Source organism: Micromonospora vulcania (assembly GCF_042658605.1).
GTDB classification, from domain to species: domain Bacteria; phylum Actinomycetota; class Actinomycetes; order Mycobacteriales; family Micromonosporaceae; genus Micromonospora; species Micromonospora vulcania.
Map to the genome: position 1 here is coordinate 46,244 of NZ_JBHSQS010000026.1, position 23,350 is coordinate 69,593.

At 71.8% G+C, this 23,350-nt stretch carries 22 protein-coding genes, 1 pseudogene and 1 riboswitch; of the genes and pseudogenes, 11 read left to right on the forward strand and 12 right to left on the reverse strand.

The window, feature by feature from the left end; translation table 11 throughout:
* Window positions 1-38 precede the first annotated feature (38 nt).
* The 3 genes from rimO to ACFQGL_RS27870 all read right to left on the reverse strand — a co-directional run bounded on the left by rimO (window position 39) and on the right by ACFQGL_RS27870 (window position 4,180).
* Complete coding sequence (gene rimO, locus ACFQGL_RS27860; protein ID WP_377515504.1) at window positions 39-1,547, reverse strand: 30S ribosomal protein S12 methylthiotransferase RimO; 1,509 nt, start codon at window positions 1,545-1,547, stop codon at window positions 39-41.
* Between the two features lie 109 nt (window positions 1,548-1,656).
* Entirely contained in the window at window positions 1,657-3,108 is a 1,452-nt protein-coding gene (locus ACFQGL_RS27865) for a DUF2207 family protein (RefSeq protein ID WP_377515506.1), read from the reverse strand.
* 148 nt (window positions 3,109-3,256) lie between these two features.
* Window positions 3,257-4,180 carry an ornithine cyclodeaminase family protein gene (locus tag ACFQGL_RS27870; RefSeq protein WP_377515507.1) on the reverse strand — a complete coding sequence of 308 codons (924 nt, stop codon included), beginning with the start codon at window positions 4,178-4,180 and terminating at the stop codon, window positions 3,257-3,259.
* Between the two features lie 123 nt (window positions 4,181-4,303).
* Window positions 4,304-4,371: riboswitch (guanidine-III (ykkC-III) riboswitch) on the forward strand.
* Between the two features lie 59 nt (window positions 4,372-4,430).
* On the opposite strand from ACFQGL_RS27870, the gene ACFQGL_RS27875 reads away from it, so the two are divergent.
* The 3 genes from ACFQGL_RS27875 (at window position 4,431) to ACFQGL_RS27885 (ending at window position 6,943) form a co-directional block, all read left to right on the forward strand.
* Window positions 4,431-4,745 carry a DMT family transporter gene (locus ACFQGL_RS27875; RefSeq protein ID WP_377515508.1) on the forward strand — a complete coding sequence of 105 codons (315 nt, stop codon included), beginning with the start codon at window positions 4,431-4,433 and terminating at the stop codon, window positions 4,743-4,745.
* A 477-nt stretch (window positions 4,746-5,222) separates the two neighbouring features.
* Window positions 5,223-6,548 (forward strand): ice-binding family protein, encoded by a 1,326-nt coding sequence (locus ACFQGL_RS27880; RefSeq protein ID WP_377515509.1) that lies wholly within the window; start codon window positions 5,223-5,225, stop codon window positions 6,546-6,548.
* A 149-nt stretch (window positions 6,549-6,697) separates the two neighbouring features.
* Entirely contained in the window at window positions 6,698-6,943 is a 246-nt protein-coding gene (locus ACFQGL_RS27885; protein ID WP_377515510.1) for a hypothetical protein, read from the forward strand.
* Between the two features lie 90 nt (window positions 6,944-7,033).
* On the opposite strand, the gene ACFQGL_RS27890 is transcribed toward ACFQGL_RS27885, so the two are convergent.
* On the reverse strand, window positions 7,034-9,466 hold the full coding sequence (locus ACFQGL_RS27890; protein ID WP_377515529.1) for an FtsK/SpoIIIE domain-containing protein: 2,433 nt from the start codon (window positions 9,464-9,466) through the stop codon (window positions 7,034-7,036).
* Window positions 9,467-9,496: 30 nt separating this feature from the next.
* A pseudogene (locus tag ACFQGL_RS27895) lies at window positions 9,497-10,972 on the reverse strand (DNA translocase FtsK 4TM domain-containing protein); the annotation flags it as partial.
* A gap of 113 nt (window positions 10,973-11,085) precedes the next feature.
* On the opposite strand from ACFQGL_RS27895, the gene ACFQGL_RS27900 reads away from it, so the two are divergent.
* From ACFQGL_RS27900 to ACFQGL_RS27910, 3 genes are all read left to right on the forward strand, one after another.
* Window positions 11,086-11,565 (forward strand): type III secretion system chaperone family protein, encoded by a 480-nt coding sequence (locus tag ACFQGL_RS27900; RefSeq protein ID WP_377515512.1) that lies wholly within the window; start codon window positions 11,086-11,088, stop codon window positions 11,563-11,565.
* Window positions 11,562-13,229 (forward strand): YbjN domain-containing protein, encoded by a 1,668-nt coding sequence (locus ACFQGL_RS27905; protein WP_377515514.1) that lies wholly within the window; start codon window positions 11,562-11,564, stop codon window positions 13,227-13,229. The genes ACFQGL_RS27900 and ACFQGL_RS27905 overlap by 4 nt, the downstream gene beginning before the upstream one ends.
* A gap of 143 nt (window positions 13,230-13,372) precedes the next feature.
* Window positions 13,373-13,618 (forward strand): hypothetical protein, encoded by a 246-nt coding sequence (locus ACFQGL_RS27910; RefSeq protein ID WP_377515515.1) that lies wholly within the window; start codon window positions 13,373-13,375, stop codon window positions 13,616-13,618.
* Between the two features lie 89 nt (window positions 13,619-13,707).
* Here the strand turns inward: ACFQGL_RS27910 and ACFQGL_RS27915 are convergent, their stop codons facing one another.
* Genes ACFQGL_RS27915 through thyX form a run of 3 tightly spaced genes read right to left on the reverse strand, consistent with a single transcriptional unit; the run spans window position 13,708 to window position 17,163 of the window.
* On the reverse strand, window positions 13,708-15,396 hold the full coding sequence (locus ACFQGL_RS27915) for a ribonuclease J (RefSeq protein ID WP_377515517.1): 1,689 nt from the start codon (window positions 15,394-15,396) through the stop codon (window positions 13,708-13,710).
* A 52-nt stretch (window positions 15,397-15,448) separates the two neighbouring features.
* Window positions 15,449-16,375, reverse strand: coding sequence for a 4-hydroxy-tetrahydrodipicolinate synthase (dapA, locus tag ACFQGL_RS27920; protein ID WP_377515518.1), 927 nt, complete (start codon window positions 16,373-16,375; stop codon window positions 15,449-15,451).
* A 47-nt stretch (window positions 16,376-16,422) separates the two neighbouring features.
* Window positions 16,423-17,163: an FAD-dependent thymidylate synthase gene (gene thyX, locus ACFQGL_RS27925; protein WP_377515530.1), complete on the reverse strand. Its 741-nt coding sequence runs from the start codon at window positions 17,161-17,163 to the stop codon at window positions 16,423-16,425.
* 180 nt (window positions 17,164-17,343) lie between these two features.
* On the opposite strand from thyX, the gene ACFQGL_RS27930 reads away from it, so the two are divergent.
* Complete coding sequence (locus ACFQGL_RS27930) at window positions 17,344-17,595, forward strand: type II toxin-antitoxin system Phd/YefM family antitoxin (RefSeq protein ID WP_377515519.1); 252 nt, start codon at window positions 17,344-17,346, stop codon at window positions 17,593-17,595.
* Between the two features lie 5 nt (window positions 17,596-17,600).
* Window positions 17,601-17,870, forward strand: a complete 270-nt coding sequence (locus ACFQGL_RS27935) for a Txe/YoeB family addiction module toxin (protein ID WP_377515532.1) — start codon at window positions 17,601-17,603, stop codon at window positions 17,868-17,870.
* 30 nt (window positions 17,871-17,900) lie between these two features.
* On the opposite strand, the gene ACFQGL_RS27940 is transcribed toward ACFQGL_RS27935, so the two are convergent.
* Window positions 17,901-18,566, reverse strand: a complete 666-nt coding sequence (locus ACFQGL_RS27940; RefSeq protein ID WP_377515533.1) for a DUF2752 domain-containing protein — start codon at window positions 18,564-18,566, stop codon at window positions 17,901-17,903.
* An 85-nt stretch (window positions 18,567-18,651) separates the two neighbouring features.
* The gene (locus ACFQGL_RS27945) at window positions 18,652-19,881 is read right to left on the reverse strand and encodes a winged helix-turn-helix domain-containing protein (protein WP_377515520.1); all 1,230 of its coding nucleotides are present in this window, start codon (window positions 19,879-19,881) and stop codon (window positions 18,652-18,654) included.
* A 79-nt stretch (window positions 19,882-19,960) separates the two neighbouring features.
* Here ACFQGL_RS27945 and ACFQGL_RS27950 point away from each other — a divergent pair, with 79 nt between their 5' ends.
* Window positions 19,961-20,512: a GNAT family N-acetyltransferase gene (locus tag ACFQGL_RS27950; protein ID WP_377515521.1), complete on the forward strand. Its 552-nt coding sequence runs from the start codon at window positions 19,961-19,963 to the stop codon at window positions 20,510-20,512.
* Here the strand turns inward: ACFQGL_RS27950 and ACFQGL_RS27955 are convergent.
* Window positions 20,411-21,685: a glycosyltransferase 87 family protein gene (locus ACFQGL_RS27955; protein ID WP_377515522.1), complete on the reverse strand. Its 1,275-nt coding sequence runs from the start codon at window positions 21,683-21,685 to the stop codon at window positions 20,411-20,413. The genes ACFQGL_RS27950 and ACFQGL_RS27955 overlap by 102 nt on opposite strands.
* A 35-nt stretch (window positions 21,686-21,720) precedes the next feature.
* Here ACFQGL_RS27955 and ACFQGL_RS27960 point away from each other — a divergent pair, with 35 nt between their 5' ends.
* Both ACFQGL_RS27960 and ACFQGL_RS27965 read left to right on the forward strand, forming a co-directional pair.
* On the forward strand, window positions 21,721-22,314 hold the full coding sequence (locus ACFQGL_RS27960; protein WP_377515524.1) for a GNAT family N-acetyltransferase: 594 nt from the start codon (window positions 21,721-21,723) through the stop codon (window positions 22,312-22,314).
* Between the two features lie 73 nt (window positions 22,315-22,387).
* Window positions 22,388-22,768, forward strand: coding sequence for a VOC family protein (locus tag ACFQGL_RS27965; protein ID WP_377515525.1), 381 nt, complete (start codon window positions 22,388-22,390; stop codon window positions 22,766-22,768).
* 24 nt (window positions 22,769-22,792) lie between these two features.
* Here the strand turns inward: ACFQGL_RS27965 and ACFQGL_RS27970 are convergent, their stop codons facing one another.
* Window positions 22,793-23,266: a GNAT family N-acetyltransferase gene (locus tag ACFQGL_RS27970; protein ID WP_377515526.1), complete on the reverse strand. Its 474-nt coding sequence runs from the start codon at window positions 23,264-23,266 to the stop codon at window positions 22,793-22,795.
* Window positions 23,267-23,350 lie beyond the last annotated feature (84 nt).

Consider the following 23,350-nt stretch of genomic DNA (forward strand, 5'->3'; position numbering starts at 1 on the left):
CGCACCACCTGACTCCCCCGATCCGTCCGGGCCCGCCGTCACCGTGCCGCGCCGGGCGCCGCCGAGATCATCTCATCCGGTACGGCGAGCAGGTCCACCCCTTCGGTGCCGGTCACCGTGGCACGTACCAGGTCGCCGGGGCGCAGTGCGGCCAGGTCGACTCCACCCTCGGCCGGGGCGACCAGCGTGGTGGAGCCGTCCACCTCCGGTGCCTGGTGCGCCGCCCGGCCCTCCACCACACCATCGGTGATCGAATCGACCAGGACCTCGACGGTCGAGCCGAGCCGGTCCTCGGCCCGCTGCGAGCAGAGCTCGTCGGCGAGCGCGCTGAGCCGGTCGTAGCGCCGCTTGATGGTCGCGGCGGAGACCTTGCCGGGCAGCCCCGCGGCCTCGGTGCCGTCCTCGTCGCTGTAGTCGAACATGCCGATCGCGTCGAGCCGGGCCTCGGTCAGGAACCGGACCAGCTCGTCGACGTCGGCGCGGGTCTCACCCGGGAAGCCGACGATGAAGTTGCTCCGCGCACCGGCCTCCGGTGCCAGGGCCCGGGCGCTGGCCAGCAGCTCCAGGAACCGGTCGGTGGAGCCGAAACGGCGCATCCGGCGCAGCACCGGCTCGCTGGAGTGCTGGAAGGACAGGTCGAAGTACGGGGCCACCCCCGGGGTGTTGGCGATCGCCTCGACCAGCCCGGGCCGGGTCTCGGCCGGCTGGAGGTAGCTCGCCCGGACCCGGACGATGCCGGACACCGCGGCGAGCTGCGGCAGCAGCTTCTCCAGCGCCCGCGGATCGCCCAGATCCTTGCCGTACGAGGTGGAGTTCTCGCTGACCAGCACCAACTCCCGGACGCCGGTCTTGGCCAGCCACTCCGCCTCGGCGAGCAGCTCGTCCGGCGTACGCGAGACGAACGCCCCACGGAAGGCCGGGATGGCACAGAACGCGCAGCGGCGGTCGCAGCCGCTGGCCAGCTTCAGCGAGGCCACCGGGCCGGTGTCCAGCCGGTGACGCAGCACCTGACGTAGGTGTGCCGGGGTGTGCTCGTCGGTCTCGATGCTCGTACGGGTCGGTGAGCCGTGCCCGGGCAGCGACACCGCGGCCTCGCGCCGCTTCACCGGGGTGAGCGGCAACAGCTCACGCCGGTCGCGCGGGGTGTGCGCGGTGACCTGCTCACCGGCGACGACAGCGTCCAGCCGGGCGGCGATGTCGGGGTAGTCGTCGAAGCTCAGCACGGCCTGCGCCTCGGGCAGGCTGTCGGCCAGCTCCCGGCCGTACCGCTCGGCCATGCAGCCGGCGGCGACCACCTTCGCGCCGGTCTCGGCGGCGGCCAGCAGGGTCTGGATGGAGTCCTGCTTGGCCTTTTCCACGAAGCCGCAGGTGTTGACCACCACCACGTCGGCACCCTCGCCGTCGGTGGTCACCTGCCAGCCGTCGGCGTGCAGCCGGGCGGCCAACTCCTCCGAGTCGACCTCGTTGCGGGCACAGCCCAGGGTCAGCAGGGCGACGCGACGGCCCTCGGCGGCGGGCGACTGGGACGGGGAGGTGGCAGACACCATCCGAGGGTACCGGGCCGGCCTGGAAAGACCGCGCACGCGGGCGGCCCGGAGATCCAGCGCACCCTGGCGCCGGAAAGTGCCACCCCGCCCCGGATCCGGTCCCCGGCCGTCAGCCCGCCCCACCGCGTGGCGCAGCGGGCTCCGGCGCCGCCCGCTGGACGGTCACCCCGAGCACCCGCCGGGTCCACGGTCGGACGTGTGCGGTCACCACGTCACCGAGCCGGCACCCGTCGGCGATCTGCGCCGGGAGAATCCAGGCGCGCAGTCGGTCGGCGTGGCCGTCGTCGATGACGAGGTAGTGGTTGATGATCCTGCCCGGGCCGTCGTCCGAGGCCTGCCGCTGCCAGACCTGGTGCCAGAGCACCTCCCCGTGAACCGTGGTCGGAGCGACCAGGTCGAGCAGCGCCCGGACGAGGAGGTACCCGGCGAGGACGAGCAGCGCGAACCCGAGCAGGACGATGACGAGCGTGACCGGGCCGAGGTCGGTCAACCGCGTCCAGCCGGCCGAGGACGGCCCGATCGAGGCGAGGAACGAGCCGCCCACCACCCCGGCGAACGTCCAGCCGAGGAGACCGGCGAGCAGCGCCCAGAGGATCACCCAACCGAGCGCCTTGCCGTACCGGGGCAGCCCGCCCGGGTAGCTGACGCCGACCTGCCGCCAACTGCCCCCGTACGACGACCAGAGCCGCCGCCGGTCCGCCATGCCGAAACTGATCACCGGTGACGCCGTCCGGGTGAGACCGAGCGCGGCGCCGTACGACAGATAGCGGTCCCAGACCGCCACGGCGGCGGGCGGCAGGTCGCCGAAGGCCTCGTGCCCGGCGAGCCAGGCGCGCAGCCCCAGCCAGCGGGCGGCGGCGGCCCGGCCGGCGGGGGTGTCCCGCTCCCCCAGGTCCCGCCCGGCGAGGCCGACGAGCACCATGGTCGTGACCAGGAAGGCGGCGACCGCGCCGAACCGGTCCCCACCGGACCGGGTCACGTAGTGCCAGGAACCGGCCGCGACCACGCTGGCGACGACCACGCCGAGCACGCGCTGAAGGATGACCAGCGGGCGGGAGGACCGTCGGCGGGACAGCCCGAGCCGTTGGGCGTCGGCCACGACCTCGCGGCGCAGCCGTTTGGACCAGGCGGCGGTTCGGTCCTCGTCGGAGAAGCTCAGCGCGGTCAGCGGCACCACCCCGTCGACCGCGCGCTCGGCCACCCGGTCGTAGACCTGCCGCTCGTACCGGTTGAGGTCGTCGGGGTTGCGGCCGGTCAGGTGCACCGTGGTGTTCCGGGTATCCGGATCGGCCTGGCGCAACTCCAGATAGCGCCGCGCGGCGAGGTCCAGCAGGGTGGCTTCGGCGGCCTCCGTCGTGCGCCGCCACCGGTTGGCCAGCAGGCTGACCACGGCCGGGGGCTCCTGGCCGGGGAACCCCACGGCGGCGGGCGCCGGGGTCACGGCGGCGGGTCGGCTGGCCAGCCGGACGGCCCCGTGGACCACCGCCCAGAAGGCCAGGCTCGCCACCGGCAGGCCGATTTCGAGGACCGAATCGGGAAGGTCCAGTGCGGCGAGGGTCATGGTGCCTCATGTTCGGGTTGCTCCGCCGGCCCCGTCGCGACGGTCACCCACATCATGATCAGTTCGGGGTGGCACCGGTGCCGCCCGGTCGCCCAGGTAGCCGTCCCCCGTTCGGTCAGTCCCGTCCGCGACGGCGTCCCGCCCTCCGTCAGCGCGCCGGGGCACCCACGCGGGTCAGCGCGTCGAGCAGGAAGACCTCGGTGCCGGCCAGGCCGGTGGAGCAGAAGACGGAGACCTGGTCCGCGGTGGTCCGGCCGGGGACCGCGCCGGCCAGGATGCCACCCAGGTCACGCAACCGCCCGGCGTACGGAGGTGTGGCCGCGAGCATCGGCGGCTGGTAGTCGGCCGCCTGGGCCGGCGAGTCGGTGACCAACAGGTCGGCGGTGTCCAGCAGATCGGTGCCGAACTCGCTGCGGTCGCTCTGTTTGAAGCCGACCGCGTTGACGTGCGTACCGGGGCTCAGATCGGCGGCGCGGAGCACCGGGGTGGGGCTGGTGGTCGCGAGCACCACCACGTCCCGCCCCGCGACGGCCGAGCCCGGGTCGGCCACGGCGCGGGCCGGCACTCCCAACTCGGCGCGCATCCGGGCGGCGAAGGCGTCCCGCCTGGCGCCGGAGCGGCTGTGCACCACCACCTCACGCAACCGGCGGACCGCGGCCACGGCCCACACCTGGGTCCACGCCTGCCGGCCGGAGCCGATCACACCGAGGGTGGCCGCGTCCGGTCGGGCCAGCGCGTCGACCGCGAGGCCGCCCAATCCGCCGGTACGACGGGACCCCAACTCCTCGCCGACCGCGACCGCCCGGATCGCCCCGGTGCGGGCGTCGTGCAGCACCACCAGTTGCTCGCCCTGCGGATGGCCGAAGGTGTCGTACGACCGGAAGCCGTACCACTCGCCGACCAGGTGCCCGGCGGTGAGCACCATCCGGCCACCGCTCAGCGGGGCGGCGGCCCGGGGCGGGGCGACCAGCCGTCCCTCGTACGCGGCCAGCAGTGCGGCGCGCATGGCGTCGACCGTGGTGGCGGCGTCCAGCACGGCGGCGACCTCGGGGTCGGCATAGAGCAAGGTCATGAAGGCATACTGCAACTTGAAGTCAAGTGCAGGTCAACGCGGCGTGGCGGAGGTCACCGGGTCGTCGGCACCTGCCCCGACCGACCCGCCACGACGGCCCAGCGGTGCTAGCGTCGGCGCCGGTGGCCCGGTCGCCCGTGGCCGCCCCGGACGAGTGGTGGGCGTACCCGGTGAGGCCAAGACGCCCCGCGACGTGCAGACCCGACTCGTCCCGGCCCCGGCGTCCGGGCACTCCCGCGTGAGGTGAACGATGGCCTGGCTGGTGCTGGTGATCTCTGGACTGCTGGAGACGGCCTGGGCGGTCGCCCTGGACCGCAGCGCCGGCTTCAGCCGGCTGCTCCCGTCCGCGATCTTCGTGGTCACCCTGGTGCTGAGCATGGCGGGGCTGGCGTACGCGCTGCGCGAGATCCCGGTCGGCACCGGGTACGCGGTCTGGGTCGGCATCGGCGCGGTGGGCACCGCCCTGGTCGGGATGCTGGCGCTCGGTGAATCGACGAACCTGCCCCGGATCATCTGTCTGCTGCTGGTGGTGGCCGGCGTGGTCGGCCTGAAGGTCTTCCACTGACCTGTCGCGGGCACGGGCGCGGTCCCCACCCTCCACACGTTCTCAGTAGCGATTACCGATAGTGATAGTGGCTTAAGCGCCAGATCTCCGCCGGCCTGAACGACCGGCCGGAGAAGTCGAATCTCAGGTGCTCCGAACTGCTTAAACTTGACACAGGATCAGAAAGCTTGCCATCGATGAGTTTGATCAGGCAGAATTACGTTCAGTAACCGACGCGGGTGGCGGAGTCCTCTCCGACAACGCGACCGGGCCACCTTCCCCCCTCTTCACCGCCAGTGCTGGCCGCCCACGGCGCGGCTGATCCCGGACGGCACGACAGCGTCGCGCCACTGATCAGCGAGCCGAGGTGCGCGGCGCCCGGCGGCGTCCATGAGAACCAGGTGGCGATGCCGCATCTGCGGTAACAGCCTCGGACGACACACCTCCATCCGCTCTGGATGGTCGTCGTCCTGTCCGGGCTGCGATGAGAGGAAGACCATGCAGAGCAAGACATCCCCGAAGAGCGCCAGCCCGGCCACCCCCGTGACGGTGCCGTTGGGCACCGCGTCCGCCTTCGCCGTACTCGCCGGCTCGACGGTCACCAACACCGGCCCCACCACCATCACCGGCGACCTGGGCCTGAGCCCAGGCACCTCAGTGACCGGATTCCCGCCCGGCCGGGTCACCGGCACCCAACACGTCGCCGACACCATCGCCGCACAGGCCAAAGCCGACCTCACCACCGCCTTCGACAACGCGGCCGCACGCCCGAGCACCGCAACCATCCCCGTCGAACTCGGCGGCACCACCCGCATCCCCGGCGTCTACGAATCCCCCGCCGGCACCTTCGGCATCACCGGCGTACTGACCCTCGACGCCCAGAACAACCCCGACGCCGTCTTCATCTTCAAGGCCGCCTCCACACTCATCACCGCATCCGCAAGCCACGTCGAACTCATCAACGGCGCCCAGTCAAGCAACGTCTTCTGGCTCGTCGGCAGCTCCGCCACACTCGGCACCTACTCAGTCCTACGAGGCACCGTCATGGCCCTCGCCTCCATCACCGTCACCACAGGAACCACCGTCGACGGCCGCACACTCGCCCGCACCGCCGCCGTCACCCTCGACAGCAACACCATCGTCGCGGCCACCGGCGCAACCCCTCCGCCGCCCGCACCCACCACCCCAGTGACGGTGCCATTGGGCACCGCCTCCGCCTTCGCCGTACTCGCCGGCTCGACGGTCACCAACACCGGCCCCACCACCATCACCGGCGACCTGGGCCTGAGCCCAGGCACCTCAGTGACCGGATTCCCGCCCGGCCGGGTCACCGGCACCCAACACGTCGCCGACACCATCGCCGCACAGGCCAAAGCCGACCTCACCACCGCCTTCGACAACGCGGCCGCACGCCCGAGCACCGCAACCATCCCCGTCGAACTCGGCGGCACCACCCGCATCCCCGGCGTCTACGAATCCCCCGCCGGCACCTTCGGCATCACCGGCGTACTGACCCTCGACGCCCAGAACAACCCCGACGCCGTCTTCATCTTCAAAGCCGCCTCCACACTCATCACCGCATCCGCAAGCCACGTCGAACTCATCAACGGCGCCCAGTCAAGCAACGTCTTCTGGCTCGTCGGCAGCTCCGCCACACTCGGCACCTACTCAGTCCTACGAGGCACCGTCATGGCCCTCGCCTCCATCACCGTCACCACAGGAACCACCGTCGACGGCCGCACACTCGCCCGCACCGCCGCCGTCACCCTCGACAGCAACACCATCGTCGCGGCCGTTCCGGCCCTGTCCGCCAGCGTCAGCTGACCTCCGGCCGGCCCACGGTCTGCGAGGCCGTGGGCTGGCAGCGCTGGTGCTGGCGCGAATCCTCACCAGGTGCGGAGCGGCAGGCGTGACCAGCGCCCACAGTGGGTAGTGATCGATCCGTCACGACAGGCTCTCACCCGGAGGAAGACATGGCCGACGTCCCCACCACCGCCCGCCCCCGCAGCAACGCCGCCCGGATCCTCACCATCGTGGGCTTCGTCTTCGCGGTCCTCGCCCTGCTGCTCAACCCGATCATCTTCGGCGTGCTCGGTGTCATCGCGGGCATCGTCGGCGCCGTACTGGGCGACAAGCCGCTGGGCTGGTACGCCGCCGCGGCCAGCGTCGCCGGCGCGATCATCGGCATCGTGATCGCCGCCGCGCTGCTCAACAACTGAACGCCCCCAAGGCACGGGCCCGCCGGACTCCGGCGGGCCCGTGCTGCGCCCGGGGCCCGTCCTGCGCCCGGGGCCCGTCGTGCCTCCCGGTCAGTCCACGTCGCCGCGCAGGCCGACCAGCACCTCGTCCAGCTCGTCCGGCTTGACCAGCACGTCGCGGGCCTTCGAGCCCTCGGACGGCCCGACCACACCGCGGGTCTCCATCAGGTCCATCAGCCGGCCCGCCTTGGCGAAGCCCACTCGCAGCTTGCGCTGGAGCATCGAGGTCGAGCCGAACTGTGAGGTGACCACCAGCTCCACCGCCTGCACCAGCAGGTCGAGGTCGTCGCCGATGTCCTCGTCGATCTTCTTCTTGCTCTCCTGCGCGGGGGCCAGCACGTCCTTGCGGAACTCCGGCTCGCGCTGGTCCTTGCAGAACTTCACCACGTCGGCGATTTCCCGCTCGGTGACCCAGGCGCCCTGGATCCGTACCGGCTTGGAGGCGCCCATCGGCAGGAACAGCCCGTCACCGCGGCCGAGCAGCTTCTCCGCGCCCGGCTGGTCGAGGATGACCCGCGAGTCGGCGAGGGAGGACGTGGCGAACGCGAGCCGGGACGGCACGTTGGCCTTGATCAGGCCGGTCACCACGTCGACCGAGGGCCGCTGGGTGGCCAGCACCAGGTGGATGCCGGCGGCCCGGGCCAGCTGGGTGATCCGGACGACCGAGTCCTCCACGTCGCGCGGCGCGACCATCATCAGGTCGGCCAGCTCGTCCACGATCACCAGCAGGTACGGGTACGGGCGCATCTCCCGCTCGCTGCCCGGCGGGGCCTTGATCTCGCCGTTGCGCACCTTACGGTTGAAGTCGTCGATGTGTCGTACGCCGTTGGCGGCGAGGTCGTCGTAGCGCATGTCCATCTCGCGGACGACCCAGTCCAGCGAGTCGGCAGCCTTCTTGGCGTTGGTCACGATCGGAGTGACCAGGTGCGGGATGCCCTCGTAGCCGGTCATCTCGACCCGCTTCGGGTCGATCAGCAGCAGCCGCACCTCGTCCGGGGTGGCCCTGGTGAGAACGGACACCAGCAGGGTGTTGAGGCAGCTGGAGTTGTGGGTGGGGATGCATGCGCGACTGGCCAGGTACAGGTGGCTCGGGCTGTCGACCTCGATGCATCGGACGGGCACTGAGCGGATCGGCCGCACGTCCACGATGTAACGCCGGGAGGTCGTGGCGCGGGCACTGACCACCTGGCGGCTTGCTTTGCGCGTCAGCCGGAAGACCTTGTCGGCCGGGGTGAAGTGGATTCGATAGAAGGTGGAGGACGACTCGCTCCGGCCCTTCACTTGTTTGGTCGTCATCGTCGCCTGGTAACCGAGTCCGATGATCAGCTCCAGCGCGTCCCGCGCTAGACGCTCATTGGCCAGCCCAAGCTCGACCCCGCCCTTCCCGGAAACAGTTCCGTCGGTATCCAGCAGACCTGCAAGCAGGGCTCGCCGCTGCCTCTCAGAAGAGCGCAGATAGCTGGCAGGGATGTGCTTCGTGCCAATCTCGCGGAACAGTTGCCGGAGAGTCCGGTACTGACCGCGGGCAGTAGTCTCTGGATCCAGGCGGCCCGGCTGCGTGATCCTGGTCCGGCCTTGAGCCGCCCGGCAGACGGCGGACAGGCCGATCCCGACATGCCGCGCTGCCCGAGCAAGACTTACACCGCGGGTAAACAATTCGACAGCCTCGGCGATACGCCCGTCCCGCTCTGGCTTGTTCGAGATCGTGTACTGCATCCGGCTGGAAGGGTGCTTTGTCACGACATACCCGTCCAGACGGATGTTGTCCAGCAGTTCTTCCTCGTCGCAGGTGAAGGCCGCCGAACTGGTCGTGCCATCGCCAAGCCAGCAGCCCAGGGTGTACGGAGCGATCGGAAGATCCTGCTCTGGAAAATCGAGGGGACCACACACCGCCACTGCGTGGTTGGCCCAGGATCCACTACGCCCCGCCACCCGTAGCGATGCTGCGATCTCTGCCGTTGTGACTGGTGAGTCGTCAAAGCGCAGCCTCCGACCTGACCGGCCCGGATCCGCGACAAGTTCGCGCAACGCCACGTAGACCTGGTGACGGGAATAGGTAGGGACCCGGCGGGTCACCTCGCGGCCACCCCGCAGATAGCTGGTCCGGGCAGTCTCTGGCTCCTTGGACAACTCACGCACGACCTTGTACAGCACGTTCCGGAACTGCTGTCCCGCATCGGCGATGACCTCATCAGTGGACACCGGGCGATCCGGCTCCGCCAGCACCTCGTCTGCCCGTTCCACCACTCGCTGCACATCATCCACGGACCAGTACGAGCCATCCTTCCAGCGGTGGGTTCGCTGGGTCCGGCCAGCCCTCGTCGTCGTCTGCCACTGGTGCTGCGCGTCGGCGACGATCACGGTGCCGTCCGAGAACTCCACCTCGTAGCAGGGGCGGTCGAACATCACCGGGGTGGCAGCGACGATCGTGCAACTGCGGCCATGCTCATCGAACACTCTTCCGCCGACCTGTAGGGCACCCATGGTGGACCATCCGTCAGGCGTCGGGATTGGTGTGTCCAGGGCCAGCGCCTTGCCGGCACCAGTGGCACCGGCGATGAGGATGTGCGGCATCTTGGCGAGGTTGGCCACCACGTAGCCGCCCTCGATGTCCTTGCCGAGCGCCACCACCATCGGGTGGTGGTCGCTGGTCGCGGCCCGCGAGCGCAGCACGTCGCCGAGCGCGACGTTCTCCGGGTCGGTGTTGGGGATCTCCACGCCGACCGCGCTCTTGCCCGGGATCGGGCTGAGGATCCGTACGTCGGGCGACTTCACGGCGTACGCGATGTTGCGGGAGAGCTGGGTGATGCGTTCGACCTTGACCCCGTGCCCCAGCTCCACCTCGTAACGGGTGACCGTCGGCCCCCGGGTGAAGCCGGTGACCGCGGCGTCCACGTCGAACTGGTCGAACACACCGGTCAGTGCGGCGATCACCTCGTCGTTGGCCTTGCTGCGGGTCTTCGCGGCGGCACCGGCGCTGAGCATGTTGGCCGGCGGCAGCGTGTAGTCGCCGGCCAGCCCGGTCAACGCGAGCTGCTCGGCCCGGGTCGGCGCGGGCGAGTGCTCCGGCGGCTCGGCCGGCTTGCGGCTCCCCGGCACCCTCGCCGGCGCCTTACGCGGCAGCACCAGCGTCTCCTGGAGGTCGACGCCATCCAGGTCCTCGAAGTCGTCCGGGTCCAGTGGCGGCGGCATCCGCTTGGCCGGTCGCTTGCGCGCCGGCCGGGCGGCCGGCTCCTCCTCCTGCTCGGCCTCCGGCGCGGCGACCAGCCCGCCGGCGAGCAGGCCCAGCCGCTCCGGGATCTTGTTGATCGGCGTCGCGGTCACCACGAGCAGGCCGAAGAGCAGCAGCAGGATCAGCAGCGGCACCGCGACCCAGGCGGTGACCGCCCGCTCCAGCAGGCCGCCGACGCCGGCACCGACCAGGCCGCCGGCGAAGTCGCGCTGCTCCGGGTCGGCCGGATCCTGGCCGATCTGGAGCAGCGCCGCGGTGGACACCAGCAGCGAACCCCAGCCGATCAACCCCCGGCCCCGGTGGGCCGGATCGACCGGCTGGCGCATCAGCCGCCAGGCACCGATCATGAGCAGCACCGGCACGACCACGGAGATCGCGCCGAGGAACAGCCGGACGGTGTCGGCCAGTCGCGCGCCCACCGGGCCCGCTCCGGAGAACCAGAGGGCCACCGCGCTGAGCAGGGCGAGCCCGAACATCAGCAGCCCGCCGCCGTCGCGGCGGTGCTCGGGGTCGAGGTCGCGGGCCGAGGCGGCCTGCCGCCCGGCGGCCCGTACCGCCCAGCCCATCCCGTGCGCCACACCCATCCACAGTGCACCGACCGCGCGGCCGACGTAGACGGCCGGGCCCGGTCGGGCGGGTGTGGTGCGACGCCGTACCGGTGCCCGGGTCTTCTTCGCAGGTTGACGGGCACGGCTGTTGGTGCCACCGCGCGGCGACGCGCCGCGTCGCCGGCTCGCCTGAGAGGTACGGCCCGCCATAGAGTCACGGTAACGGTGGGGCCCGGCAGATCGCCGCTTTTCCGGGTCGTGTCCGCGCGTCGCAGCACGGACCCTGCCGCCGGTCGTGATATCCGCCTCAGAAGGGATGCCCGATGGCGTCGCCGGGAATCGAGGACGGTCCGGCCGATCCCCTGGCCGGGCACCCGGGCGAACTGCGTCCGCTGACCGGCGAACTGGTCGCCGCGGTGCTCGCCGCCCGTGGCCGCCCGGTCGCCCGGTCCGTGGCCGGCGACCTGGTGGGCCGCTTCGACGACAACCTGATCTGGTTTCTCTGCCTCGGCGGGGACGGCGAGCTGCTGCAGATCCGCACCATGGTGACGCCCACCTTCGGGATCGAGCAGGTGCCCACGCTGTACGCCTTCTGCAACTCCTGGAACCACGACCGGCTCTGGCCGAAGGCGTTCGTACACGTCGACGACGACGGCCGGGCCCGGGTCTACGGCGAGGTGATCACCGACCTGGAACGCGGGGTGACCTCGCACCAGCTCGACCAGTTGCTCGACTGTGGCATCTCGGCCGGCTGCCAGCTCGCCGTGGCGGTGGGTCGGCTGCCCGGCGCGGTGCCGGCGTGACCAGCCGCGAGGAGTCCACGGGCAGCCGGACCGACCGGCCGGGCGGGACCGAGGCGCGGACCGCCGCAGGACCCGGCGACCGGGTCGCCGGCAGGCGCGTTCCGGCGCTGGTGGCGGCGCTCGCCGACGCCCGGGACCTGCCGGACGGGCCGGGTCGACTGGTGGCTCTGGAACGGCTCGCCGAGCGGGCCGACGCGGCCGACGACGTCCGGTCCGCGGTGGACGCCCGTTTCGCGCTGATCGAGGCGTACCTGCTGGACGGGGAGCGGTGGCGGCTGGTGGAGCCGGTACGGCGCTGCCGGGCCGCCGCCGACCACCGGCCCGAGCTGCTCACCGACGCCGAGGCCGGACTGCTGCTGCGCTATCAGCGGTACGCGGTGGAGTCGCTGCTCGGCACTCCCCGGGTCGGGCTGGACCAGACCCGCTCCCTGCTGGACGATCTGGACCACCGGATCCGGGCGGACGGCCCGGACGCCTCGACCGTGGCGGAGCTGCGCTGCCGGATCGCGGACCACCTCGGTGACGAGCCCACCGCCCGCCACTGGTACCAGCGCTGGGCCAAGGCCCTGCCCGGGCCGGTCGGCTCCTGCCCGGGCTGTGCCCCGGCCCGACGCGCGGAGGTGCTCGCCGGCTGGGGTGAGTGGCACGCCGCGCTCGGCGAGCTACGCGAATCCGCCGACGGTGATCCGGCCTGCACCGACCAGCCCGAGCGGTCGCTGGTCGCCGGGCTGCTGCCCGGGCTGCGGACCGGCGAGCCGGAGCGGGCCGGGTCGGCGCACGTGCGGGCGTACCGGCGACACCGGAGCGAGCGGGCGGCGTTCGGGCACCTCGCCACGCATCTTCGGTTCTGTGCGCTGGGCGGCCACCTGGAACGGGGCCTGGCCATCCTGGCCGAGCAACTACCCCGACTGGACCGGCCCACCGACGACCTCGCCGCCATGGAGTTCGCCGCCGCCGGTGCCCTGCTCTGCGGGCTGGCCGTGGACGCCGGGCTGGGCGAGCGGCCGATGCACCGCCCGGCGTACGACGCCCGACCGGCCACCGAGCTGGACGTGGCCACGCTGGGAACCCTGCTGCTCGGGGTGGCCAGCGAATTGGCTGGCAGCTTCGACGCGCGCAACGGCACCGGCCACCACTCCGGGCGGATGGCCGCCTGGCTGGCCGAGCGCCCGCTCGCGACATCGGTCCCGCTGCCCGTCCCCGACGCGGCGGACGAGCCCGACGACGAAGAGCCCGACGACGATCGGCTCGGCGAGCGTGAGCTGGTGGCGCTGACCCTCGATCTGATCACCGCCGCGCTGGACCAGCGCGGCGACCGTTACCTACTGGACGAGGGCGGCACGGTGGTCGGCCGGTGGGGCGCCGCGGTGATCCAGTTCCGTCGGGCCGGCGAGCGCGGCGAGGTGCTGCACGCCCGGGCGATGGCGGTACGCCGGCTGCCGGCCGCCCGCCGCGCCGAGGCGTACGCCTTCTGCAACGCGTGGAACCACGACCGGCTGCTGCCCAAGGCGTACGCGCACGACCTGGACGACGAGCTGGTGCTGGCCGGGGACGTGGCCACCGACCTGACGCACGGGGTCGCCCCGGCGCAGCTGCTGGTGCTGGTGGACGCGGCGATCGCCACCGGCGTCGCGTACGCCGAGGCGGTGGCCGCGCTGCCCTGATCGGGTGGCGCGCGCTGCCGTGATCGCCGAGCGGGGGCAGTGGTCGCGGTCGCGGCGGCACTGTTCGTCATCCGACAGGGCGCAACCGGGGACGCCGGGCAGACGTGGGTCCGTCATCGCCCACTGCTACCGATGGAGTCGACATGCAGCGTCTGTTCCGGTCCGGCCTCCTCGCCACGGCCATCCTCTGCCTGCCCGCCCTCGCCGTCCCGGCGGTCGCCGCGCCCGCGCCGACGTTGACCGTCCCAGCGCCGACGATCACCGTGCTCGGCGAGAGCGTCGGCATGCTGGCGGCGTTTCGCGCGGGCGCGAAGAACGTCGGACTCTGGCTCGGCCCGACCAACCCGTACGAGAACTGGCTCGGCCCGACCAACCCGTACGAGAACTAGGGCGGTCGACCGCCGTCATTAGCGCGTTCGGGCCGGTCACCGACAGCCACGGGGGATGTCGGCGACCGGCCCGAGCACAGCGCGGTTGTTCAGACCTCGACGACGGTGGGCACGATCATCGGCCGCCGCCGGTACGCGTCGTTGACCCACCGCCCCACGGTCCGCCGGACGATCTGCTGAAGCTGGTGCGGGTCGGTGATGCCGTCCGCGGCGGCCCGGTTGAGCGCCTCGGTGACCAGCGGGATCACCGGATTGAAGGCCTCCGGGTCCTCGGAGAAGCCCTTCGCGGACAGGGTCGGGCCGGCGACCACCTTGCCGGTGACCGAGTCGACGACCACGGTGGTGGCGATGAAGCCGCCGTCGCCGAGGATCCGCCGCTCGGTGAGCAGGGACTCGCTGACGTCGCCGACCGCGAGGCCGTCGACGTAGACGTACCGGCTCTTCACGTGCCCGACCAGGCTGGCCCGGCCCTCCACCAGGTCGACCACGTCGCCGTCCTCGCAGAGCACCACCCGGTCCGCGGCAACGCCGGACTCGATGCCGAGACGGGCGTGCGCGCGCAGGTGCCGCCACTCGCCGTGCACCGGCATCAGGTTGCTGGGCCGGACCACGTTGAGCAGGTAGAGCAGCTCCCCGGCGGGGGCGTGCCCGGAGACGTGCACCTTGGCCACGTCCTTGTGCACGACCACCGCGCCGGCCCGGGCCAGCCGGTTGATCACCCGGTAGACCGAGGTCTCGTTGCCCGGCACCAGCGAGCTGGCCAGCACGACGGTGTCGCCGGGGGCGATGGTGATGTGCCGGTGGTCGCCGCTGGCCATCCGGCCCAACGCGCTCATCGGCTCGCCCTGCGAGCCGGTGGACATCAGCACGATCTGCTCCGGCGGCAGCGTGGTCGCCTCTTCGATCCCGATGACCAGCCCGGCCGGGATGTTCAGCAGGCCGAGGTCCCGGGCGATGCCCATGTTGCGGACCATGGACCGGCCGATCAGCGCGACCTTGCGGCCGTGCTCGGCGGCCGAGTCGAACACCTGCTGCACGCGGTGCACGTGCGAGGCGAACGACGCCACGATAATCCGACCCTTCGCCTTCGCGAAGATCGAGTCGAGGACCGGCCCGATCTCCCGCTCCGGGGTGACGAAGCCGGGGATCTCCGCGTTGGTGGAGTCGGACAGCAGCAGGTCGACGCCCTCGGCGCCGAGCCGGGCGAAGCCGGCCAGGTCGGTGATCCGACCGTCCAGGGGGAGCTGGTCCATCTTGAAGTCGCCGGTGTGCAGCACCAGGCCGGCCGGGGTGCGGATGGCCACGGCGAGGGCGTCCGGGATCGAGTGGTTGACCGCGAAGAACTCGCACTCGAACGGGCCGAGCCGCTCCCGGCCGCCCTCCCGCACGGTCAGCGTGTACGGCTGGATCCGTCGCTCGGCCAGCTTCGCCTCGACCAGGGCGAGGGTGAACTGCGAGCCGACCAGCGGGATGTCCGGCTTGTGGGCGAGCAGGTAGGGCACGGCGCCGATGTGGTCCTCATGGCCGTGCGTCAGCACGATCGCCTGGACGTCGGCCAGCCGGTCCAGGATCGGGCCGAAGTCGGGCAGGATCAGGTCCACGCCGGGCTGCTCGACGTCGGGAAAGAGCACCCCGCAGTCGACGATCAGCAGCTTGCCGTCGTACTCGAAGACGGTCATGTTCCGACCGATGGCGCCGAGCCCGCCGAGCGGGATGATCCGCAGCCCACCCTCGGGCAGCGGCGGGGGTAGCTCCGCGTCGATGTGCGCCTCGGTCACGCGTCCACCTCATTCTGCGACGCCGTAACCCGGCGCCCATCGTGTCGTTCGATCATTCGGGCAGCTCCAGGCCCGCTGCGGCGCAGTCCACGCGCAGCTGGGCGATCTCGTCGTCGGTGGCGTCCACCAGCGGGGGGCGCACCGGGCCGGCGGGCAGGCCCAGCGCAGCCAGGCCCGCCTTCACCAGAATGGTGCCCTGGGTACGGAAGACGCCGGTGAACAGCGGCAGCAGCCGCCGGTGCAGCGCCAGCGCGGTCGGCATGTCGCCCGCGTCGTACGCGTCGATCATCTGTGCGGTCAGCGCCCCGGTGAAGTGCGTCGAGGTGCCGACCAGGCCCACGCTGCCGACGGCCAGCGCCGGCAGGGTGAGCGCATCCTCGCCGCAGTAGAAGGCGAGGGAGGTGCGGCTGGTCACCCAGCTGGTGGCGGTCAGGTCACCCTTGGCGTCCTTGACCGCGACGATCCGGCCGTGCTCGGCGAGCCGGACCAACGTCTCGGTGTCGATCGGCACCCCGGCGCGGTGCGGGATGTCGTACAGCATCACCGGCAGCCCGCTGGCGTCGGCGACGGCGGTGAAGTGCCGCACCAGCCCCGCCTGCGGCGGCTTGTTGTAGTACGGCGTCACCACCAGCAGGCCGTGTGCGCCGGCCTTCTCGGCGGCGGCAGCCAGCTCGATGGTGTGCCGGGTGTCGTTGGTGCCGACACCGGCGACCACCTTGGCACGGTCACCGACGGCCTCCACCACGGCCCGGATGAGGCGTTCCTTCTCCGCGTCGGTGGTGGTCGGCGACTCACCGGTGGTGCCGTTGACCACCAGAGCGTCGTTGCCCTGCTCGTCGACCAGGTAACTCGCCAGCCGGGCGGCACCGTCGAGATCGAGCGAGCCATCGGAGGTGAACGGGCTCACCATGGCCGTGAGCAGCCGCCCGAAGGGGCGGGACGCCGACCGGGCGGCGGCGTCAGGGTGGTCGTACGTCATGCCCTCCAACCTAGCGGACGACCAGCCGGGGCCTGCCGGGGAAGGGCTCAGGACGCCTCGTGCGGGCTGGCGGCCACCTCGGTGCCGTCCGGCAGGGTCGAGATCACGAAGTCGGCGAAGACGTTCGGGGCGACGCTCTGCAGCTGACGCAGGCACTCGACGGCCAGCTCACGGATCTCCACGTCGGCGTGCTCGGTGGCCCGCATCGCGATGAAGTGCCGCCAGGCCCGGTAGTTGCCGGTGACCACGATCCGGGTCTCGGTGGCGTTGGGCAGCACCGCGCGGGCCGCCTGCCGGGCCTGCTTTCGGCGCAGCGTCGGGTTCGGCTCGTCGGAGAACCGCTGCTCCAGGCCCTCCAGCAGCTCGGTGTACGCCCGTACGCTCGCCTCGGCCGCCTCCACGAAGCGCTTGTGCAGCTCCGGGTCGTCGGCGATCACCGCCGGCTCGACCATGGCCGCGTCCCGCTCCGGGACGTACCGCTGGGAGAGCTGGGAGTACGAGAAGTGCCGGTGCCGAATCAGCTCATGGGTGAAGGAACGGGACACCCCGGTGAAGTAGAAGGTGACCGAGCCGTGCTCCAGCACCGAGAGGTGCCCGACCTCCAGGATGTGCGCGAGGTAGCCGGCGTTGGTCGCGGTCGCCGGGTTCGGCTTCTTCCACGACTGGTAGCAGGCCCGGCCGGCGAACTCGGCGAGCGCCTGGCCACCCTCCGCGTCGGTCGACCACGGCACGTCGGCCGGGGCCGCGAACTGGGTCCACGCGATCAACTTGACCTGGGGCTGCACCATCTCCGGCATTCCTGGGACTGTAGTGGCGTGGCGGCCCCGCGCCCAAGCCAGGCGCGCCTGGTGCAATCTCGATCACCGGCCACCCGAAGGTCGGACGCCCAACACCACGGCGTGGCGTCGACCGGCGGCGCAAGTGGTACCGTTTCCCGTACCACTTGCCTAGCCGCCGGAGGCCACTCGATGTCAGCCATCTCCGCATCCGAGGCACGCAAGCGCCTCTTTCCGCTGATCGAGCAGGTCAACGACGACCACACCCCGATCGAGATCGTCTCCAAGCACGGCAACGCAATGCTGGTGTCCAAGGAAGACTGGGACTCCTTGACCGAGACGGCCTACCTCCTGCGCTCACCTGCCAACGCAGCCTGGTTGGCGCAGGGCATGGCGGAGCTACACGACGGCGAGGCTGTCGAGCGGGAGCTCGACCTGTCGTGAAGATCATGTTTGTCAGCACGGGCTGGCGGGACTACATCTTCTGGCAGAACACCGACCGCACGGTCGTCAAGAAGATCAACCGCCTGATCGAGGACATCAGCCAGGAAGATCCTCATCAGGGGATCGGCAAACCCGAACCACTGAGGTACCACCTCGCTGGCGCCTGGTCCCGGCGTGTCACCGAGGAGCACCGCCTGGTCTATGTGACCTCCGTCGGCAAGGACGATGAGGACGTGGTGACGATCATCAGCTGCCGATACCACTACGAGAAGTAGTTCGGCGGTCGCGGGAAGACGAGGCCGCGCTCAGACGTAGAGCGAGGTGAACGGCGCCCAGGGCAGGTTGCGCAGCACCGAGAAGGCGAGCCAGGCGGCCAGGAAGCCGCCGATGACCTTGGAGCTGATCCGCAGCTCGGGCAGTCGCCAGCCGAACGCCTGGTTGCCCGCCCAGGCCACGAAGAGGTACGCCAGGAACGGCAGCGCGAAGACGAAAAGGAAGTGGTGCCGGGCGGCGGCCGGGAGGTCGGCGTGCAGCACGTACCAGAGTGCGCGGGTGCCCCCGCAGCCCGGACAGTCCAGCCCGGTGGTGAGCTTGAGCAAGCAGGTCGGTGCGGCGTCCGGGTCGGCGTGGGTCGGGTCGCTGAGCAGCGCGTACCCCATGCCGGCGGCGACGCAGCCGACCGCCGCCAGCGGCACCGCCCAGCGCGGCGCGCGGTCGTAGAGGCGCATCACGAATCGGGTGAGGCGGTCTGGTTCGACGGCCGCGTAACCGCCCTGCGGCCCCGTCGGCCAACCGGGAGCGCCGCCCGGATGACCCTCGGCCGGGCCAGCCGGATAACCCGCAGCCGGGCCAGCCGGATGACCGGCCGCCGGGCCAGCTGATTGACCAACGGCGGGGCCGGCCGGATAGCCGGCGGTAGCACCGGCCGGGTGACCGGCGGGCGGCTCGGCCGTGACCGCCGGTGCCGGGATCGGCTGGCCGGCCGGCCACGCGTCGCCCCCCGCCTCGGGCGCGGGCTGCGGCTGGTCGACCGGTCCGGGAGCGCTCGTCACGCGCTCACGGTACACCGGACACGCCGGCCAACGCGGCGGCAAGTGGGCCGGCGAGATCCCCCGCGACGGGCGGCGCCACCGCGCTGAGCCCGAGCCATCCGGCGAGCCGGTACAACTCGGCGGCGAGCGCCACCGCGGTCTCCCCCGGGTCGGCGCCGGGCTCGAGCCAGGCGGCCGGCACCAGCAGCACCCCGGCCTTGCGGTCGGCCTTCAGATCGACCCGGGCGGTGAACCGGTCGCCCTGGAGGAAGGGCAGCACGTAGTAGCCGTACACCCGCTGCGGCGCCGGGACGTAGATCTCGATCCGGTAGCTGAAATCGAAGAGCCGCTCGGTGCGGGCACGCTCCCAGATCAGCGGGTCGAACGGGCTGACCAGGGTGTTGCCCCGGACCCAACGCGGCAACCGGGCGGACGCGTGCAGCCAGGCCGGCTGACGCCAGCCCGGCACGGTGACCGGCACCAGCTCACCGGCCTCGGCCAGCTCCGCGACGGCCTGCCGGGCACCGGCCAGCGGCAGCCGGAAGTAGTCGCGCAACTCCGGCTCGGCGGCCACCCCGAGCGACCGCGCGGCGAGGGCCACCAAAGTGCGGTATGCCTCGGCGTCGGTCGGGGTGGGCGCGGCCAGCACGGCCGGCGGCAGCACCCGCTCGGGCAGGTCGTAGCGGCGGGCGAAGGAGGTGCTACGCTCCGCCGCGACCACCTCGCCGGCCCAGAACAGGAACTCCAGCGCGCGCTTCACCGCCGACCAGTTCCACCCCCAGTTGCCGGTCTCGCGGGGCGCGTCGTGCTCGATCTCGGCGGCCGTGAGCGGACCCCGGGCCGCCACCTCGTCGCGCACCCAGGCGACCAACTCGGGCTGCTCCTGGGCGATCCGTTGCATGCCACCCCAGGAGTCACTGCGCGCCCGGGCCATCCGCCACCGCAGCGTCGGATGCAGACCGACCGGAACCAGCGACGCCTCGTGGCCCCAGTATTCGAACAGCTCGCGCGGGCGACGGTAGGCGGCCTGGTCGAGCAGCGTGGTCGGGTAGGGCCCGAGCCGGCTGTAGAGCGGCAGGTAGTGCGCGCGTTGCAGCACGTTGACCGAGTCCATCTGGATCAGCCCGACCCGGTCGAGCACCCGACGCAGGTGCCGGCGGGTGGGCACGCCGACGGGCGCCGGGTCGGCGAAGCCCTGGGCGGCGAGCGCCACCCGCCGGGCCTGGGCGAGCGAGAGTGATTCCGGTGCGGCCATCGTCGGCGACCCTAATTCATCGGTACGACGTCGGTGCGGGAAGCTGGACGCGACGGCCATCGGAGCATAGAACGGTGCAATGCTGACCATCCGCCGAGAGGAGCCGGACGACGCCGACGCGATCGCCCGGGTGCACGTGCACGGTTGGCAGACCGGCTACGCCGGCTTCATGCCGGACGAGATGCTCGGGCGGCTCAACGTGGCCGCGTGGGCACAGCGCCGCCGGGACATCGGCACGGCCGACCCGGAGCACCCGTTCACCACCCTGCTCGGCGAGGTGGACGGGCTGGTGGTCGGCTTCACCACCTTCGGGCCGTACCGCCGCAACCAGGACCGCGACGACCTGGACCCGGCCGTCGGCGAGATCCTGGCGCTCTACGTTGAGCCGGCGTACTGGGGTGACGGGACCGCCGACGCGCTGCTCGCCGCCGCGCGGACCGGGCTCACCGAGCGGGGCTGGACCGCGTACCGGGCGTGGGTGCTGGCGGACAACCGACGGGCCCGCCGGTTCTGCGAGCGGGCCGGGCTGTCACCGGACGGTGAGCAGTCGACCTATCAGGTGCCGCTCGCCGGCGGTGCCGAGCCGGTCGGGCTGGTCGAGCTGCGGTATGCCGGACGCCTCGGCGACTGACCCGCCCGGGGCCAGCCACCGGCGCACCGGCAGGAAGGCCAGCAGCGCGAGACTGATCCAGACGTAGGCGTTGCTGCCCAGGAAGCCGTCGACGCCGCTGAAGTCCTTCTCCCAGAACCACACGGTACGGCTGATCAGCAGCGCGTACCCGATGGTCGCCGCGGCCAGCAGGACCCACCGGCGGCGGCCGGCCGGCGCGGCCATCGCGTTGTCGACCAGCAGGATCAGCGCGGGCAGCAGCCAGACCAGGTGATGTACCCAGGTGACCGGGCTGACCAGGCACATCACCGCACCGGTCAGCGCCAGACCGGTCGCCTCGTCACCGGCTGCCACGGCGGCCCGGGACCGCCAGGCCCAGAGCGCCAGGGTGCCGAGCACCAGCAGCAGCCAGAGCAGGCTGCTCGGGTGCTCCGGGTCGAGCCGGGCGGCCACCCCGCGCAGCGACTGGTTGGAGACGAACGCCAACTCGCCCACCCGCCCGGTGTTCCACAACGCCTCGGTCCAGAATTCCCGGGAAGCATCTGGGAAGAGCGCGCCGGCCAGCAGTGACACCCCGGCCGCCGTGCCGCTCGCGGTGAGCGCCGCACGCCACCGCCCGGTGACCAGCAGATAGACGATGAAGACGCCCGGGGTCAGCTTGATCGCAGTGGCCAGCCCGATGCCCACCCCGGCCCACCGGTTGCCGGCCGGCAGCAGCCGCAGCAGGTCCACCGCCACCAGGAAGAGCAGCAGCATGTTGACCTGGCCGAAGTTGATCGTCTCGCGCATCGGCTCGAACGCGGCGGCCAGGCAGAGCGCCACGGCGAGGGCGAACCAGCGGGTCCAGCCGGCCCGGCGGGCGATCGGGTCGACCAGCCACCAGATCAGCACCGTGGTGGTGACCACGCTGGCGAGGACGCTCACCACGATCGCGGCCGTCCACGGCAGGTACGCCATCGGCAGCATGACCAGCGCGGCGAACGGTGGATAGGTGAAACCGTACTGGGTGCCCGGTTTGAGGTAGTCGTAGATCTCCCCGCCGTCGTGCACCCACCAGGTCAACGCGCCGTAGTAGACCTTCAGATCGAAGAAGCCGTGGCGTACGGCCGCCACGGCGAGGAACGCGGTGACCGCCGCGGCGAGCACCACCACCCCCACGACCTGCACGGCCGTCCTGTTGGCACCCTGCGCCACCGTCGCCTCCCTCGCCCTGCGTAGGCTTCCGTCCCATGGCTCTCGGGTACGTCCGCCCGGCGCGTCCCGAGGACGCCGGCGAGATCGCACGCATCCAGCTCGCGACCTGGCGGGTCGCGTACCGCCGGATCCTGCCTCGGCACGTGCTCGACAACCTGGACGAGGCGTTCCTCGCCCGGCGGTGGAGCGCCGCGGTGCAGGAGCCGCCCTCGGGCGCGCACCGGGTGCTGGTCGCCGTCGAACAGGCCGAGCAATCGTATCTGGTGGGGTTCGCGGCCTCCGGTCCGGCCGACGCCGAGGCGCTGGCTCCGGGCGAGCCGGCCGACGCGCTCGGACCGGACGTGGCCGCGGTGACCGATCTGCTGGTCGAGCCGCGCTGGGGTCGGCGCGGGCACGGCAGTCGACTGCTCGCCGCCACCGTCGACCTGTGGCGGGAGGACGGCCTCAGCCGGGCGGTGGCCTGGGCGTTCGACGGCGACGAGGCGACCCGCAAGTTCCTCACCAGCACCGGCTGGGAGCCCGACGGCGCGGCCCGCGCGCTGGACGTCGACGACATGCTGGTGCCCCAGGTGCGCCTGCACGTGGCGGTCCCGACCGAGCCGGTGACCGAGGACCGCCCCGGCGAGTGAGCCCCGGACTGTCGGTGCGATGGCCTACCGTCGGCATCGTCCCCCCTCGTATGCCGACAGCGAGGAGAGCACCGTGTTCACAGACACCAAGGCGTTCAGCGGGTTCTCGGTGGACGACACCGCCCGCGCCGAACGCTTCTACGGCGAGACGCTCGGCCTGCGGGTCACCCGGGACGACGCGATGGGCGGGTTGCTGACCCTGCACATCGCCGGGGACCGGCCCGTCCTGGTCTATCCGAAGGCCGATCACTCCCCGGCGACCTACACCGTGCTCAACTTCCCGGTCGACGACATCGACGGGGCGGTCGACGAGTTGACCGCTCGCGGGGTGCACTTCGCCCGCTACGACGGGATGCCGCAGGACGACAGGGGGGTCATGCGTGGCCAGGGACCGGCGATCGCCTGGTTCACCGACCCGGCCGGCAACATCCTGTCCGTCCTCGAACAGGGTTGATCCCACTCACCGCCCGCCGGTTGATCAGGTGAGGGTTTGTTCGGCTATCAGCTCTTCGTCGTCCGTTGCTCCGGTGGGGTGGAAGCCCAGGGACGTGTACAGGGTGGCCGCTGCGGTGTTGTCGGGGTGGTAGGAGAGGCGCACCGGGGGGTTGCCGTCCCGGGCCGCCAACCAGGTGGCCAGGGTCTGCACGGTGGCCCGGCCGACGCCCCGGTTCTGCTCGGCGGCGTCGATCACCATTCCGCCGATCCAGTGCGACCCGTCGTCGTCCACGCCCCACATGACGTGGCCGACGACGGTCTCGTCGGCGTACACCGCGAGCGAGGTCCACACCTCCGAGCGGGTGCTGAGCAGCAGGTAGCGGGCGGCCAGTGCGGCCACGAAGCGGCGCTGGTCGTCGCGCGGGGCGACGTCCGCCACGGCCCGCCAGTTGTCGTCGTCCACCGGGCGGAGGGTGACCGCGCGGCCGGCCCGGTCGAGGTGTCCACGGTCGATCATCGGGGCAGCCTAGGCCGTGTTTCGTAGGGCACGAAGCCATTGGTTGATGGCGGCGATGGTGAGGGTGGCTTCGTAGCGCACGGC

What these genes read in the sequence shown, in the direction of transcription:
- ACFQGL_RS27900 (WP_377515512.1), top strand. Translation starts at nt 11,086, where the DNA reads ATGGCGTCGCCGGGAATCGAGGACGGTCCGGCCGATCCCCTGGCCGGG.
- ACFQGL_RS27945 (WP_377515520.1), bottom strand. Translation starts at nt 19,881, where the DNA reads ATGGCCGCACCGGAATCACTCTCGCTCGCCCAGGCCCGGCGGGTGGCG.
- ACFQGL_RS27875 (WP_377515508.1), top strand. Translation starts at nt 4,431, where the DNA reads ATGGCCTGGCTGGTGCTGGTGATCTCTGGACTGCTGGAGACGGCCTGG.
- dapA (WP_377515518.1), bottom strand. Translation starts at nt 16,375, where the DNA reads ATGACGTACGACCACCCTGACGCCGCCGCCCGGTCGGCGTCCCGCCCC.
- ACFQGL_RS27865 (WP_377515506.1), bottom strand. Translation starts at nt 3,108, where the DNA reads ATGACCCTCGCCGCACTGGACCTTCCCGATTCGGTCCTCGAAATCGGC.
- ACFQGL_RS27950 (WP_377515521.1), top strand. Translation starts at nt 19,961, where the DNA reads ATGCTGACCATCCGCCGAGAGGAGCCGGACGACGCCGACGCGATCGCC.
- thyX (WP_377515530.1), bottom strand. Translation starts at nt 17,163, where the DNA reads ATGGTGCAGCCCCAGGTCAAGTTGATCGCGTGGACCCAGTTCGCGGCC.
- ACFQGL_RS27935 (WP_377515532.1), top strand. Translation starts at nt 17,601, where the DNA reads ATGTTTGTCAGCACGGGCTGGCGGGACTACATCTTCTGGCAGAACACC.
- ACFQGL_RS27890 (WP_377515529.1), bottom strand. Translation starts at nt 9,466, where the DNA reads ATGGGTGCCCTACAGGTCGGCGGAAGAGTGTTCGATGAGCATGGCCGC.
- ACFQGL_RS27930 (WP_377515519.1), top strand. Translation starts at nt 17,344, where the DNA reads ATGTCAGCCATCTCCGCATCCGAGGCACGCAAGCGCCTCTTTCCGCTG.
- rimO (WP_377515504.1), bottom strand. Translation starts at nt 1,547, where the DNA reads ATGGTGTCTGCCACCTCCCCGTCCCAGTCGCCCGCCGCCGAGGGCCGT.
- ACFQGL_RS27870 (WP_377515507.1), bottom strand. Translation starts at nt 4,180, where the DNA reads ATGACCTTGCTCTATGCCGACCCCGAGGTCGCCGCCGTGCTGGACGCC.
- ACFQGL_RS27880 (WP_377515509.1), top strand. Translation starts at nt 5,223, where the DNA reads ATGCAGAGCAAGACATCCCCGAAGAGCGCCAGCCCGGCCACCCCCGTG.
- ACFQGL_RS27910 (WP_377515515.1), top strand. Translation starts at nt 13,373, where the DNA reads ATGCAGCGTCTGTTCCGGTCCGGCCTCCTCGCCACGGCCATCCTCTGC.
- ACFQGL_RS27960 (WP_377515524.1), top strand. Translation starts at nt 21,721, where the DNA reads ATGGCTCTCGGGTACGTCCGCCCGGCGCGTCCCGAGGACGCCGGCGAG.
- ACFQGL_RS27885 (WP_377515510.1), top strand. Translation starts at nt 6,698, where the DNA reads ATGGCCGACGTCCCCACCACCGCCCGCCCCCGCAGCAACGCCGCCCGG.
- ACFQGL_RS27970 (WP_377515526.1), bottom strand. Translation starts at nt 23,266, where the DNA reads ATGATCGACCGTGGACACCTCGACCGGGCCGGCCGCGCGGTCACCCTC.